The organism is Massilia sp. Root335, assembly GCF_001425685.1.
In the GTDB taxonomy this organism is placed as follows: Bacteria; Pseudomonadota; Gammaproteobacteria; order Burkholderiales; family Burkholderiaceae_D; genus Telluria; species Telluria luteola.
On the sequence record NZ_LMCY01000018.1, the window covers coordinates 110,832 to 124,341 of the forward strand.

The following is a 13,510-nucleotide window of genomic DNA, read 5'->3' on the forward strand; positions in this document are numbered from 1 at the left end:
CGTCTCCGGATCGGTGACGGCCACGGCGCCTTCGGCCTCGGCCGCTTCCGCCGCCGCGGCCGCGGCTTCGCCCGTGTCCTCTTCCTCGTCCAGCCCCAGCTCCGCGGCCGCTTCGGGCGCCACGGCGGCCACCTCGAGCAGGCGCGCCTCCAGCGCCAGGTCGACCTCGTCCCAGCGCACGATGTCCAGGCGGACCTGGGCGCCGCGCGCGGCCTGCGGCATGCCCGGCAGGCGGATCACGAGCGGGATCTCGACCAGGCGCAGCACCTCGTCCTTCAAGACGACGGCATCGACCTGCCTGGCGTTTTCCTGCGCCAGCCAGCGCAGGCACCAGTAACGCTCCATGTTCTGCTGGAAGTCGTTGTAGGCCGAGTACGCGGCGTCGAAGGCGGAGACGATCGAGAACAGGGTCGCGTCGCGGTGCTTGAACGGGGCGACGAGCGGCGCCGTCACGCCGTTGCTGGCGCAGGCGAGGATCTGCCACTGGTTCACGAGGTCGGTGTAGCGGCGCAGCGGCGACGTCGACCACGCATACTGATCGACGCCGAGGCCCTGGTGCGGCGCCGCGTGCGTGACCATGCGCACCTGCATCTTGGCGGCCCAGCCGCCGGCGCCCGGCCCCTGCGAGCGGTAGATGCCCGGCACGCCGCAGTCGTGCAGCAGCTTGCCCCACGTGCTGTTGGCGAAGATCATCAGCTCGGCCACGATCTTGTCCAGCGGTGCGCCGCGCTTGCGGCGCACGATCGTCACGACGTCGTCCTCGACATAGAAATTGAAGTCGACGCGGTTGGCCTGCTCCGGCTTCAGGCCGAAATCCTCGCGCTTCTTCATGCGGCCCGCTTCCAGCTGCAGCGCCCATTGCCACAGCAGGCCCAGTTCGGTCTTGTGCGGGTAGTCGCCCTCGCCGCTGTTCAGCGTGTCCTCGTTGACGACGTCATCGAGGTCGTTGTGGCGCAGGTTGTTCTTGATGGGCACGCGCTCGGCGCGCGTCGTCGTCGAGATCACGGACCACGTGGCCGGGTCCAGCACGGCGTACAGCGACAGCGCCGGGCAGTCGGTGCCCTCGGCCAGCGTGTAGGCCTCGACGACCTCGTCCGGCAACATCGTGATCTTGTCGCCCGGCATATACACGGTCGACATGCGTGCGCGGGCGATCTTGTCGATGGCGTCGTCCGGACGGATGCCCAGGCCCGGCGCGGCGATGTGGATGCCGACGCGGACCGTGCCGTCGGCCAGCGTCTCGACGGAGAACGCGTCGTCGATCTCGGTCGTCGTCACGTCGTCGATGGAGAACGCGGCCACGTTCGCGAGCGGCAGGTCGCCGGTCGGCGCCGGCACGGCCACGGGCGGGAAGCCGGCGCCGCGCGGGAAGTGTTCGAACAGGAAGCGCCCCATATGCAGCTCTTTCGCCGACGCGATGCCGCCCGTGGACAGCATCAGGCGCGGCGCCGTCGTCTGCAATTCGTCGGCGGCCGTCTCGAGGGCCTTGTATTCGATGCTGTTCTTGTCCGGCTTGAACAGCAGTTGCTGGACGAGCGGCTGCATCGCCTCCGGCAGCGTGCCGGCCTTGAGTTCCTCGACATACGCGGCCTGGACGATGGCCTGCTGTTTCTTCTTTTCGATGCCGGCCAGTGCGGCGCGCAGCGATTGTTCCGGCGCCGCCTTGTAGCGGCCGCGGCCCTTCTTGTAGAAATAGATGGGCGAGCCGTGCAGGGCCAGCACGAGGCCGGCCGCTTCGAACGGCACCGGAGAATGACCGAAGTATTCCGCGCCCAGTTCCGCGAACCCGAACTCTTCCTGGCCCGCGACTTCCCACAGGAATTCCAGGTCGACGTCCGCCGCGACGGCCTTCGCCTGTTCCAGCAGGGTGGCGGGATCGGGCTTGTCGAACTGCAGCAGCACGTCGCGCGCCTTGACCTTGGTACGCTTCCCGCTCGGCATTTCGACCTGGTAAGCCTCGCCCGCCTGCGACAGCACGGTGCCGACCTTGAAATCGCCGGATTCTTCGAAAAATAAGTTCATGTTTATTTCGTATTCATATTGGTTGCGGTCGCTACAAGATCCAGCACCGAGGGCAGGAACACCTCGGTGACCAGCAGCAGGCCCTGGCGGCGGCGATATACGCAACGCCGCGCAAAAAAAGTCATGTCCGTCGGACCAACCGAAGTCTCGCGCGCCGGGCCATCGTGGCCGAGCGCGTCACGCACGCGGGCCAGCAGCGGATGGCCAGGACGCAGCCGCGCGAATTCGAGCGCGCCGCGCGTTACCCTCGGATCGTAGAACAGCGTGGTGCCGAGCGAACGCTCGCCCAGCGCCGAAAACAATGGCCAGTCGCTCGCGCTGGCGCTCATCGGCACGACGGTGTGGCCGTACACGACCGGCCGGCCGTCGCAGCGCAGCAGCACTTCGCGCTCCCACACGCGCTGGGGCCGCGCCAGGCCGATGGCGCCGGCCTCGTCCGCCAGGCAGACGTTGCCCGCCTGGCGCAGTTTCTGTACGCGAAAATGTTGGCTGTGCGCGATCAGGCGCGCCGTCAGCGAGCCCGGCGTCGTCAGCCAGTCGCGCATGGCGGCCGGCGCGTGCACGCCGTCCGGATGCGCCAGCCAGCGGGCCTGGCGCCGCGATCCCGGCCTCACCTTGCCGGGTCCGATCCGGCGCCGCCTTGCAGATTATCCGTCAGGCAGAACGCCAGCACCTCGTCGACATACTGCTCGAATTCCGGCACCGCGTGGTCGCTGCCCTCGATGACGTGCTGGTGCGCACCCGCGTAATGCGCAACCATGTCGCGGTAGTCCAACACCTCGTCGCCGGTCGCGGCCAGCAGGAAATAGCGCTCCGGCCTCGTGATGGTGCCGACCTTCAATGCGGCCAGCTCGTCGATATAGTCCCGCTTGAACTCGAACGGCTCGCCGGTGTGCCATTCGGTCGTGATGCCGACGTGCTTGTCGAGGTCCTTCAACGGGTCGACGGCTGGATTGATCAGCGCGGCGCGGCAGCCGAAGCGTTCGGCCAGCCAGGTGGCGTAAAAGCCGCCCAGCGAGGAACCGATGATCGCCAGCGCATTGTCCCCTTTTGCCGCGTAACGCTCGACCAGCGTGAGCACGAGGTCCATCGCGGCCCTGGGCGACGGCGGCAGTTGCGGGCAGATCAGGTCGCCCGCGCGGCCGGCCGCTTCCATCCGCTGCTGCACGACGCGCGCCTTGAACGAGCGCGGCGACGAACGGAAGCCGTGCAGGTAAAGAAGATGCGGTGTGATGCCGCTCATGCTGCCAGCGCCTCCAGCAGCTTCTGGTGGACGCCGCCGAAGCCGCCATTGCTCATCACCAGGATGTGGTCGCCCGGCTGCGCGGCCTGGACGACCGCCTGCACCAGGTAGTCGAGCTGGTCGAAGCTGTGCGCGTTGGCGCCCAGCGGTTTCAACGCGTCGGCCAGCGACCAGCCCAACGCCTGCTGGCTGCCGAAGCCGAACACGAGGTCGGCATCCTTGAGGCTGCCCGGCAGCGCATCTTTCATGGCCCCCAGTTTCATCGTGTTCGAACGCGGTTCCAGCACGGCGAGGATGCGGGCGCCGCTTTTATCCCCTGCGCCGATCTTCTGGCGCAGGCCGCCAATAGTCGTCGCGATGGCCGTCGGATGGTGCGCGAAGTCGTCGTACACGGTCACGCCCTTGACCTTGCCGCGGACTTCCATGCGCCGCTTGACGCTCTGGAAGCGCGCCAGCGAATCGATCGCCTGCGCGGGCGGGACGCCGACGTGGCGCGCGGCAGCGATGGCGGCCAGCGCGTTGCTGCGGTTGTGGTGGCCGGTCAGGTCCCAGTGGACGGTGCCCTGGTGCTGTCCGCCGAACAGGACGTCGAAGCTGGAGCCGCCCGGATGCTCGACGAGGCTCCAGTCGACGCCCCCGGAGCTGCCGAAGCTTTCCTTCTCGCTCCAGCAGCCGCGCTTCAGGACGCGCGCCAGCGACGCTTCGTCGCCGTTGACGACGATGCGGCCGACGCCGGGCACCGTGCGCACGAGGTGGTGGAATTGCGTCTCGATGGCGCCGATATCGGGGAAGATGTCGGCGTGATCGTATTCCAGGTTGTTCAGCACGGCCGTCTTCGCGTGGTAGTGCACGAATTTCGAGCGCTTGTCGAAGAAGGCGGTGTCGTACTCGTCCGCCTCGATGACGAAGAAATCCGAATCCGTCTCGCCGGACAGGCGCGCCGACACGCCGAAGTTCAGCGGCACGCCGCCGATCAGGAAGCCCGGCGAATACCCGGCATCTTCCAGGATCCACGCCAGCATCGACGACGTCGTCGTCTTGCCGTGCGTCCCCGCGACGGCGAGCACCCATTTATTACGAAGAATATGGTCGCCGATCCATTGCGGGCCAGACACGTACGGCAAGCCGCGGTTCAGGATTTCCTCGACGAGCGGATTCCCGCGCGTCATCACGTTGCCGACGACGTACAGGTCCGGGTTCAGGTTCACCTGCTCGGGCCCGTAACCCTGGATCAGTTCGATGCCCTGGGCTTCGAGCTGGGTGCTCATCGGAGGATAGACGTTGGCGTCGCACCCGGTGACGCGGTGGCCGGCTTCTTTGGCCAGCACCGCGAGGCCGCCCATGAAGGTGCCGCAGATGCCGAGGATATGGATGTGCATGACGTGCCGAATGAGAGATCGGTTAATGGCGAATACGCGATTCTACCCGACGCGATGCCATTTTCCTTTCAAGAGTATGATCTCGAACATGATGCCCAATTCAAATGACGACCTCCAACAGGTGCGTGCACGCATCGCCGCGACGGCCGCCCGCTTGATCGCCCAGGACGGGGCGGACTACTCCACGGCAAAGACGAAGGCGGCACGCCAGGTGCTCGGCGTGGATCGGCCTTCTCCGAATTATTTGCCGGACAATATACAGGTCGAGGACGAGGTACGCCGCTACCAGACCCTGTTCCATGGCCCCGCCCAGGCCGCGCGCGTCAGGCATATGCGCAGCGCGGCCCTCGAAGTGATGGAACAGCTGGCCGAGTTCCGCCCCTATCTCACGGGTGCCGTGCTGAACGGGACGGCGGGCGAACATGACGTCATCCACCTGCAATTATTTGCCGACAGCGCCAAGGAAGTCGAAATCTGGCTCCTGAACCGCAACGTCAATATCGAGATCTCGGAAACGCCCCACTTCAAGGGCGGCCGCCACGACCCGGTGGAAACGGTCAGTTTTACGTGGCAAACAGAGATGGTGCACGCCGAGTTATATGAGATGAACGACCTGCGGGGCGCATTGAAGCCCCGCGCCGACGGCCGCCTGCAGCGCGCCGATGCCGCCACCGTGCGCGCCCTGATGACCAACGACTCCCTCGAACAAGATGAATAAAAAACACCTGGCCGGCTATGTGATCCTGGCCACCGCCTTCACCGTGCTGGGCGCCATCGCCGGCGTCAAGCAGGACGCCAAGGGCCCGCTGACGACGACGTATGCGCCGACGGACGGCCGCCCGCACACGGCCGTGACGAATTTGTATGCATCGTCGCTGAACGACCTCGCCGGCAAGCCGCAGCCGCTCGGCCAGTGGAAGGGCAAGCCGCTGCTCGTCAACTTCTGGGCATCGTGGTGCGCGCCATGCGTGTCGGAGATGCCGGAACTGTCCGCACTGGCGGCCAAGGACGGCGGCAAGCATTTCAATGTCATCGGCATCGGCATCGATTCGCCCACGAACCTCGCCGAGTTTGCCCGTAAAATCAAGATTGCCTACCCATTGTACGTAGGCGGCATGGGCGGCACCGACCTCGCGCGCGATCTCGGCAACGCCAACGGCGGACTGCCATTTACCGTGCTGATCGGCGCAGATGGGCAGGTCCGCAAGACTTACCTGGGCCGCCTCAAGTTCGATCAGGTGCGCGCCGACCTCGCCAAGCTGTAGGCCGCGGCCGGCGCCCTGTGAACGGTCGTGCACTTATTTTCCGACTTCTTTTTATCGCTTGCCAATACGTAACGTTGGCGGCAAAATGCCTGTCTTTCGGGCAAACAGACGGTTCAACATGGCGAAAAAGCTACTGCTGCTCAATGGCCCCAACCTGAATTTGCTGGGGACACGTGAGCCTGCGGTGTACGGCGCGGCGACGCTGGCCGACATCGAGCAGGCCGCCACCGCCCAGGCCGAAGCGGCCGGGGCGGAGATCGCCTGCTTCCAGAGCAACCATGAAGGCGCGCTGATCGACCGTATCCACGCTGCCCGTCAGGAAGGCGTCGATGCGATCGTCATCAACCCGGGCGGACTGACCCATACCAGCGTCGCACTGCGCGATGCGCTGGCGGGGGTCGATATTCCGTTCGTTGAAGTGCACATCTCTAATATTTACAAGCGCGAGGAATTCCGGCACCACTCGTTTTTGTCGGCGATCGCGCTCGGCACGATCTGCGGACTGGGAACTGATGGATATCGCTTTGCCATCGACTTCGCGCTGAAACAGCGTTAATCTACGTCAACTTCACGCATTCCGCGCGTAAGTGCGTACCACCCGACGCGCCGTATGCTCTTAAACAAATAATTCCAAGGGGTTTCACATGGATCTAAGAAAACTCAAGACACTGATCGACCTCGTCGCCGAGTCGGATATCGCCGAACTCGAAGTGACCGAAGGTGAAAGCAAGGTCCGCATCGTCAAGTCCTCGGCAATCCCGCAGAATCAGATGGTCATGATGCCGCAGCAGGGCGTCCAGCAATACTCGACGCCGGCCATGCAGGCACCGGCCGCCGCGCCCGCCGCGGCACCGGCCGCACCTGCCGAACCGACCGGCCACGTCGTCAAGTCGCCGATGGTCGGCACCTTCTATCGTTCCTCGGCGCCGGGCGCCCCGGCGTTCGTCGAAGTCGGTTCGACCGTGAAGGAAGGCGAAACCCTGTGCATCATCGAAGCGATGAAGCTCCTGAATGAAATCGATGCCGACGCCTCCGGCACCATCACCAAGATCCTGGTGGAAAACGGTCAGCCCGTCGAATTCGGCCAGCCGCTGTTCGTGATCGGCTGATGTCTCCCGGCGCGGTCGTTCGACCGCGCCCTCCCGGCATGCCGCCGGCACTCAAAGAAACACCGAACTTACCATGTTTGAAAAAATTCTTATCGCCAACCGTGGTGAAATCGCGTTGCGTATCCAGCGCGCCTGCCGCGAAATGGGCATCAAAACGGTCGTCGTGCACTCCGAGGCGGACAAGGACGCCAAGTACGTGAAGCTGGCCGACGAGTCCGTTTGTATCGGCCCGGCGCCGTCGGCGCAGAGCTACCTGAGCATGCCGGCGATCATCAGCGCGGCCGAAGTCACGGACGCCGAGGCGATCCACCCGGGCTACGGCTTCCTGTCCGAGAACGCCGATTTCGCGGAACGCGTCGAGAAATCGGGCTTCGTGTTCATCGGCCCGCGTCCGGAATCGATCCGCATCATGGGTGACAAGGTCGCGGCCAAGCAGGCCATGATCCGCGCCGGCGTGCCCTGCGTGCCCGGTTCGGATGGCGCGCTGCCCGACGATCCCAAAGAGATCATCCAGACCGCGCGCCGCGTCGGCTACCCGGTCATCATCAAGGCCGCCGGCGGCGGCGGCGGTCGCGGCATGCGCGTCGTGCACACGGAAGCCGCGCTGCTGAACGCCGTCGCGATGACCAAGGCCGAGGCCGGCAGCGCGTTCGGCAATCCGGAAGTCTATATGGAGAAATACCTGGAGAATCCGCGCCACGTGGAAATCCAGATTCTCGCCGACGAGCACAAGCAAGCCGTCTGGCTGGGCGAGCGCGACTGCTCGATGCAGCGCCGCCACCAGAAGGTGATCGAGGAAGCGCCGGCGCCGGGCATCCCGCGCAAGCTGATCGAGAAGATCGGCGACCGCTGCGCCGAAGCCTGCCGCAAGATCGGCTACCGCGGCGCCGGCACGTTCGAATTCCTGTACGAAAACGGCGAGTTCTACTTCATCGAGATGAACACCCGCGTGCAGGTCGAACACCCGGTCACCGAAATGATCACCGGCATCGACATCGTCCAGGAACAGATCCGCATCGCCTGCGGCGAAAAGCTGCGCTTCCGCCAGCGCGACATCATGCTGTCGGGCCACGCGATCGAGTGCCGCATCAACGCGGAAGACCCGTTCAAGTTCACGCCGTCGCCGGGCCGCATCACGGGCTGGCATCCGCCGGGCGGCCCCGGCATCCGCGTCGATTCGCACGCGTACGCCGGCTACTACGTCCCGCCGAACTACGATTCGATGGTCGGTAAGGTGATTGCCTACGGCGCCACCCGCGACCAGGCGATCCGCCGCATGCAGATCGCGTTGTCGGAAATGGTGGTCGAGGGTATCCTGACCAACATCCCGCTGCATCGCGAACTGATGGTCGACGCCCGCTTCATCGAAGGCGGCACCAACATCCACTACCTGGAGCAGAAGCTGGCCCACAAGCCGGACCTGCCGAAGGATGGCGCGATCGGCGCCAAGTCCGAAGCCGCTGATCCGAAGGCCGAACAATGAGTTGGACCGAAGTCATCATCGAGATCGCACGCGAGCACGCCGAAGGGCTGTCCGATGCCCTGATGGAAGCGGGCGCGCTGTCGGTCTCGGTGGAAGATGCGGACGAAGGCACGGCAGACGAAAAGCCCCTGTTCGGCGAGCCGGGCATGGTGCCCGAGCAGGCCGCCTGGGACCACAGCCGCGTCGTCGCGCTGACGGACGAGGATGCCGACCAGGCCGCGATCGTGCTCGAAGCCGCCACCGCCATCGGCCTGCAAAACGCGCCCACGTTCACGACCCGCAAGGTCGCGGATGCCGACTGGGTGCGCCTCACGCAATCGCAGTTCGAGCCTATCCACATCGGCAAGAACATCTGGGTCGTGCCGAGCTGGCATGAAGCGCCGGACCCGGACGCGCTGATCCTGGAAGTCGATCCCGGCCTCGCGTTCGGCACGGGCAGCCATCCGACCACGCGCCTGTGCATGGAATGGCTGGAAGCGCATCCGGCACCCGGCAAATCGGTGCTGGACTACGGCTGCGGCTCCGGCATCCTGGCGATGGTCGCCAAAAAGCTCGGCGCACAGGACGTCACCGGCGTCGACATCGACGAGCAGGCCATCGAATCGGCCCGGCTGAACGCCGAACGCAACCGCTGCGAGATCGACTTCCACGTGCCGGACGACTTCGTCGCGTCGAAGCACGGCGACGAACGTTTCGACATCGTCGTCGCGAACATCCTGTCGAGCCCATTGAAACTGATGGCGCCGATGCTCTCGGGCCGCGTGGCCGACGGCGGTTCGCTGATCCTGTCGGGCGTGCTCGCGCGCCAGGCCGATGAAGTGGCCGCCGCGTACGCACCTTTCATCAAGCTGGGCGTCTGGGCCGAGTTGGACGGCTGGGTCGCCCTTCACGGGCAGCTCGGCGCGGCGAAAGCACCGGAGCCCCGCGCTGCCATCGGCGACAGCAAATAAGGCATGGCGCTCGCCACCCAGTGCCCGCATTGCCACACCACGTTCCGCGTCGCCGCGGACCAGCTCAAGCTCCGCGGCGGCATCGTCCGCTGCGGTGCCTGCCAGCGCATCTTTGACGGCAACGCCCACCTGATCGACCTGGACAAGCCGGCAGCCCCCGCGGCCGCCGACACCCCGTCCACACCACCGGACGCCGATTACGACGCGCTGCCGGTCTACACCCTCGACTTCGGCCACACCTTCGATCCGCTCGGCATCCTGCCCAAGGGGGAGGCGCCGGACGAGGCGCATCCGCCCGCTCCCGCCGGCGCCGCGCCGCGCGCGCACGTGTGGCGCACGGGCGGCGCGTCCGCGCCCGCACGCGAGGCCGAGGAAGCGCAAGCGGAGCCGGCAAACGAGACGCCCGCTGCGCACCTGGACGTTGCGGCAGCCGATGTTGCGGCAGCCGATGCTGCGGCAGCCGATGCTGCGGCAGATGCTGCGGCAGCCGATGCCGCGGCGGCTGAGGCCCTGGCAGCGGCCCAGGAACCCGCCGCGCCACCACCACCCGCCGCCGCGTATGCCCCCGCCGGACGCGTCGAACCGCGCCTGGAACCGGTCTTCCGTGAGGCGCCCGATATGCCCCCCGCCGCCGAACCGCCCGCGGACGCCGCCATGGCGCCGCGCACGGATGCGGATGCGGATGCGGAACCGGTGCCGGCCAGCGCCTACGCGCCCGCCGGCCGCGCCGAACCGAGCTTCGGGCTACCGGTCGACGAGGAGATCGTCGCCCAGCCGCTGCCTGACTACGAGCCCGAGCCCGAGCCCGAGCCGGAGCCGGAACCGGAACCGGAACCAGCGCCGCAGCCCGAGCCGACGCCGGCGCCTGCCGAGGCGCCCGTGCCGACGTCCCCCGCGCCCTCCGCCGACGACATCCCGCCCGCCTTTCTACCCTTGCGCGCGTCGGCCGGGAGCGAACCGTCCACGCCGGCGCCGGCCATGATCCCGCCCGTTCAGCCTGTGCGCAGCAAGGCCGCCCGCGCGTCCGAGGCGCGCGCGCGCCGCTCCAAGCTGACGCCGACGAAGATCGAACCGCCGAAGCTGCGCCTGGCGCCCGACGCCGACGCCGACGAGCCGGAATTCGTCAAGCGCAGCCGCCGCCAGGAACGCATGGGCCGCACGCGGCGCATGCTGATGGCCCTGGGCGCCGTCGTGTTGCTGGTCGCGCTCGCGGCCCAGACGGTGCTGGGTTTCCGCAACGTGCTGGCGGCGCAGCATCCAGCCATGAAGCCGGCCCTGGCGGCCGCCTGCGCCGTGCTGGGCTGCCGCGTCGAATTGCCGGCCCTGGCCGAGAACCTCGTCATCGAGACGGGCGAGCTGACCACGCTGGGGCCGGGCACTTACGCGCTCAATACGCTGTTGCGCAACCAGGGTAACCTCGTGCTGGCGTGGCCCAGCATCGAGCTCGAACTGACCGACGCCAACGACAAGCCGGTGCTGCGCCGGGTCCTGGCGCCCGCCGACTATCTGCCGCACGGTACGCCGGCGGCGAGCGGTTTCGGCCCGCATACGGAGCAGCCGGTGGCGCTGCATTTCACGCTGGCCGGCCTGCAGCCGTCCGGCTATCACACTTTCGTTTTCTATCCTTGAGGCTTCCAATGACCAAGACCTCGCTGATCTGCGGCTCGATCGCCTTCGACAAGATCATGCAATACCACGGCCGTTTCGGCGAAACCCTGCTGGCCGACCAGCTGCACCGCGTGAACGTCTCGTTCCTCGTGCCGACGCTGCGCACGGAATACGGCGGCTGCGCCGTCAACATCGCCTACAACCTCAAACTGCTGGGCGGCGAACCGCTCATCATGGGCACCATCGGCCAGGACGGCGGCGAGTACATCGACCGCATGGAGCAGCAGGGCCTGGCCACCAACGCGATCCGCACCATCGGCCACGCGTACACGGCCCAGTGCTTCGTCACGGCCGACCTGGACAACAACCAGATCAATGCCTTCCACCCGGGCGCGATGCAGTTCTCGCACGAGAACAGCCTGGCCGACTACCTGCCGCTGCGCGTCGCGATCATCGCGCCGGACGGCCGCGACGGCATGATCAAGCATGCGCGCGACTGCGCGGAACGCGGCGTGCCGTTCATCTTCGATCCGGGCCAGCAACTGCCGATGTTCAGCGGCGACGAACTGCTGACCTTCATCGACCAGGCCAGCTACCTGGCCTGCAACGACTACGAATTCGAGATGGTGATGGACCGCACCGGCCTGCCCCTGCAGGACATCGCGGCGCGCCTGGACGCGCTGGTCGTGACCCGCGGCGAGCATGGTTCCGACATCTACGCCGGCGGCGAGCACCACAAGATCCCGGCCGTGCCGGCGGCCAGCGTGGTCGATCCGACGGGTTGCGGCGACGCCTACCGCGCCGGCCTGTTGCACGGCATCGCCAGCGACCTCGACTGGCCGACGACGGGCCGCCTGGCCAGCCTGCTGGGTTCCATCAAGATTGCCCACCAGGGCGGCCAGAACCACAGCTTCACGCAGCAAGAGATCGCGGACCGGTTCGAAGCGGCATTCGGCTACCGCTACTGACGCCCGGGCAAACGAAAAGCGCGCCGTCCCTCGCGGGACCGGCGCGCTTTTTTATTGCGGTTGCCGTCAGATGTAGAACACCTGGCGCAGCAGGTACTGCAGGATCTGGATCAGGATCAACGCGACGAGCACCGTGAGGTCGAGTCCGCCGACGGGCGGAATCACGCGGCGCAGTGGCCGCAGCAGCGGGTCGTTGAGGGCGTGGACGAACGGCGCGAGCGGCGCGTGCGGGTTGATCCAGCTGAAGATCACCTCGATGATCAACAGGCCCATGAAGCCGTACAGTATCCAGTCGAGGAGGCGGAAGAACGCGATCAGCACGACGGCCTGCCCGCTCGTCCCGGCCAGCAGCAGGATCGACGATGCCGCCAGCACGACGAGGAAGGCGCCGAGCAGGCTGGCCCAGTCGTAACCGCCCATGCCCGGCACGATGCGGCGCAGCGGACGCACCAGCCAGTCGGACAACGTGAACGTAAATTGCGCGACGGAAGCCGGTGGACGCACGCGGGTCACCTGCATCCAGAAACGCAGCAACAACACCCCGCCCAGCACACCGGCCACGGTATCGACGATCAATTTAAGAATGGGCAGCACGACGACTCCTTGAAAAAAAAACCGCTGTGTGAAAGCTCACACAGCGGTATTTTGCCTGAACCAGGCAGGAATGCCTTACGGACGGCTGCTCGTCGGGAACGGCCATGCTGCCGGTGCGATCACGGATTTGGCGGCCGGCGCCGGGCTTGCTGCCTGGGCAGTGCTGTCCTTGCCGTCGGTCTTGGCTTCGGTCTTCGTGTCCGCTTTCGCTTCGGTCTTGGCTTCCGGCTTCGCTTCCGGCTTGGCTTCGGCCTTGGCTGCGGGCTTCGCAGCGGCTTTCCTGGCGGCCGGCTTCTTCGCTGCCGTTGCGGCAGCTTCTGGCTTCGCTTCGGCCTTGGCGGCAGGCTTTGCGGCGGCTTTCTTCACTGCCGGCTTGGACTCGGCGCTTTTGGCGGCCGGGGCTGCCTTGGTCGCGGCGGTCTTGGTGGCAGCGGTCTTGGTGGCGCTCGCCTTCGCCGTCGAAGCCGCGCCCTTGGCCGCGGTCGACTTGGTGGCGGCCGGCTTGGCGGCGGTCTTGCCCGCTGCTTTGGTGGCGGTCGACTTGGTTGCAGCAGTCTTGCCTGCAGCTTTGGTCGCGGTCGATTTGGTTGCAGCGGTCTTGCCTGCAGCTTTGGTGGCGGTCGACTTGGCGGCGGTCTTGCCTGCTGCTTTGGTCGCGGTCGACTTGGTTGCAGCAGTCTTGCCGGCAGCTTTGGTCGCGGTCGATTTGGTTGCAGCGGTCTTGCCTGCAGCTTTGGTCGCGGTCGACTTGGCGGTCGACTTGGCGGCCGTCTTCACAGACGAGCCTTTGGTCGCAGGCTTCTTGGCAGCGGTCTTGCCTGCTGCTTTGGTGGCGGTCGACTTGGCGGCGGTCTTGCCTGCTGCTTTGGTCGCGGTCTTCTTGGCGGCG

At 66.5% G+C, this 13,510-nt stretch carries 14 protein-coding genes; 8 read left to right on the forward strand and 6 right to left on the reverse strand.

What is annotated here, in order from left to right; genetic code table 11:
* The 4 genes from ASC93_RS11515 to mpl all read right to left on the reverse strand — a co-directional run.
* On the reverse strand, positions 1-2,022 hold a 2,022-nt coding region (locus ASC93_RS11515; protein ID WP_056441435.1), incomplete at its 3' end, for a ribonuclease catalytic domain-containing protein.
* Positions 2,023-2,024: 2 nt separating this feature from the next.
* Positions 2,025-2,636, reverse strand: coding sequence for a chorismate lyase (locus ASC93_RS11520; protein WP_056441437.1), 612 nt, complete (start codon positions 2,634-2,636; stop codon positions 2,025-2,027).
* Positions 2,633-3,265, reverse strand: a complete 633-nt coding sequence (locus ASC93_RS11525) for a YqiA/YcfP family alpha/beta fold hydrolase (protein WP_056441441.1) — start codon at positions 3,263-3,265, stop codon at positions 2,633-2,635. Before ASC93_RS11525 ends, ASC93_RS11520 begins: the two co-directional genes overlap by 4 nt.
* The gene (gene mpl, locus ASC93_RS11530) at positions 3,262-4,644 is read right to left on the reverse strand and encodes a UDP-N-acetylmuramate:L-alanyl-gamma-D-glutamyl-meso-diaminopimelate ligase (RefSeq protein WP_082547953.1); all 1,383 of its coding nucleotides are present in this window, start codon (positions 4,642-4,644) and stop codon (positions 3,262-3,264) included. Before mpl ends, ASC93_RS11525 begins: the two co-directional genes overlap by 4 nt.
* An 88-nt stretch (positions 4,645-4,732) precedes the next feature.
* Between mpl and ASC93_RS11535 the strand changes: the two genes are divergently transcribed.
* The 8 genes from ASC93_RS11535 to ASC93_RS11570 all read left to right on the forward strand — a co-directional run bounded on the left by ASC93_RS11535 (position 4,733) and on the right by ASC93_RS11570 (position 12,027).
* A complete protein-coding gene (locus ASC93_RS11535) occupies positions 4,733-5,362 on the forward strand; it encodes a hypothetical protein (protein WP_056441569.1) in 630 nt (209 codons plus the stop codon).
* On the forward strand, positions 5,355-5,909 hold the full coding sequence (locus ASC93_RS11540; RefSeq protein WP_056441445.1) for a TlpA disulfide reductase family protein: 555 nt from the start codon (positions 5,355-5,357) through the stop codon (positions 5,907-5,909). The genes ASC93_RS11535 and ASC93_RS11540 overlap by 8 nt, the downstream gene beginning before the upstream one ends.
* A gap of 118 nt (positions 5,910-6,027) precedes the next feature.
* Entirely contained in the window at positions 6,028-6,465 is a 438-nt protein-coding gene (gene aroQ, locus ASC93_RS11545) for a type II 3-dehydroquinate dehydratase (RefSeq protein ID WP_056441448.1), read from the forward strand.
* 88 nt (positions 6,466-6,553) lie between these two features.
* Complete coding sequence (gene accB, locus ASC93_RS11550) at positions 6,554-7,018, forward strand: acetyl-CoA carboxylase biotin carboxyl carrier protein (RefSeq protein WP_056441451.1); 465 nt, start codon at positions 6,554-6,556, stop codon at positions 7,016-7,018.
* A gap of 73 nt (positions 7,019-7,091) precedes the next feature.
* Positions 7,092-8,501, forward strand: coding sequence for an acetyl-CoA carboxylase biotin carboxylase subunit (gene accC, locus ASC93_RS11555; RefSeq protein WP_056441453.1), 1,410 nt, complete (start codon positions 7,092-7,094; stop codon positions 8,499-8,501).
* Positions 8,498-9,451: a 50S ribosomal protein L11 methyltransferase gene (prmA, locus tag ASC93_RS11560; RefSeq protein ID WP_056441455.1), complete on the forward strand. Its 954-nt coding sequence runs from the start codon at positions 8,498-8,500 to the stop codon at positions 9,449-9,451. The genes accC and prmA overlap by 4 nt, the downstream gene beginning before the upstream one ends.
* A gap of 3 nt (positions 9,452-9,454) precedes the next feature.
* On the forward strand, positions 9,455-11,080 hold the full coding sequence (locus ASC93_RS11565) for a DUF3426 domain-containing protein (protein WP_056441458.1): 1,626 nt from the start codon (positions 9,455-9,457) through the stop codon (positions 11,078-11,080).
* Positions 11,081-11,088: 8 nt separating this feature from the next.
* Complete coding sequence (locus ASC93_RS11570) at positions 11,089-12,027, forward strand: carbohydrate kinase family protein (RefSeq protein WP_056441461.1); 939 nt, start codon at positions 11,089-11,091, stop codon at positions 12,025-12,027.
* A gap of 66 nt (positions 12,028-12,093) precedes the next feature.
* On the opposite strand, the gene ASC93_RS11575 is transcribed toward ASC93_RS11570, so the two are convergent.
* Positions 12,094-12,621 carry a YggT family protein gene (locus ASC93_RS11575; protein ID WP_229412691.1) on the reverse strand — a complete coding sequence of 176 codons (528 nt, stop codon included), beginning with the start codon at positions 12,619-12,621 and terminating at the stop codon, positions 12,094-12,096.
* 75 nt (positions 12,622-12,696) lie between these two features.
* A partial coding sequence (locus ASC93_RS11580) for a hypothetical protein (protein WP_162251857.1) occupies positions 12,697-13,510 on the reverse strand: 814 nt, incomplete at its 5' end.

What these genes read in the sequence shown, in the direction of transcription:
- ASC93_RS11525 (WP_056441441.1), bottom strand. Translation starts at nt 3,265, where the DNA reads ATGAGCGGCATCACACCGCATCTTCTTTACCTGCACGGCTTCCGTTCG.
- mpl (WP_082547953.1), bottom strand. Translation starts at nt 4,644, where the DNA reads ATGCACATCCATATCCTCGGCATCTGCGGCACCTTCATGGGCGGCCTC.
- ASC93_RS11535 (WP_056441569.1), top strand. Translation starts at nt 4,733, where the DNA reads ATGATGCCCAATTCAAATGACGACCTCCAACAGGTGCGTGCACGCATC.
- ASC93_RS11540 (WP_056441445.1), top strand. Translation starts at nt 5,355, where the DNA reads ATGAATAAAAAACACCTGGCCGGCTATGTGATCCTGGCCACCGCCTTC.
- aroQ (WP_056441448.1), top strand. Translation starts at nt 6,028, where the DNA reads ATGGCGAAAAAGCTACTGCTGCTCAATGGCCCCAACCTGAATTTGCTG.
- accB (WP_056441451.1), top strand. Translation starts at nt 6,554, where the DNA reads ATGGATCTAAGAAAACTCAAGACACTGATCGACCTCGTCGCCGAGTCG.
- accC (WP_056441453.1), top strand. Translation starts at nt 7,092, where the DNA reads ATGTTTGAAAAAATTCTTATCGCCAACCGTGGTGAAATCGCGTTGCGT.
- prmA (WP_056441455.1), top strand. Translation starts at nt 8,498, where the DNA reads ATGAGTTGGACCGAAGTCATCATCGAGATCGCACGCGAGCACGCCGAA.
- ASC93_RS11565 (WP_056441458.1), top strand. Translation starts at nt 9,455, where the DNA reads ATGGCGCTCGCCACCCAGTGCCCGCATTGCCACACCACGTTCCGCGTC.
- ASC93_RS11570 (WP_056441461.1), top strand. Translation starts at nt 11,089, where the DNA reads ATGACCAAGACCTCGCTGATCTGCGGCTCGATCGCCTTCGACAAGATC.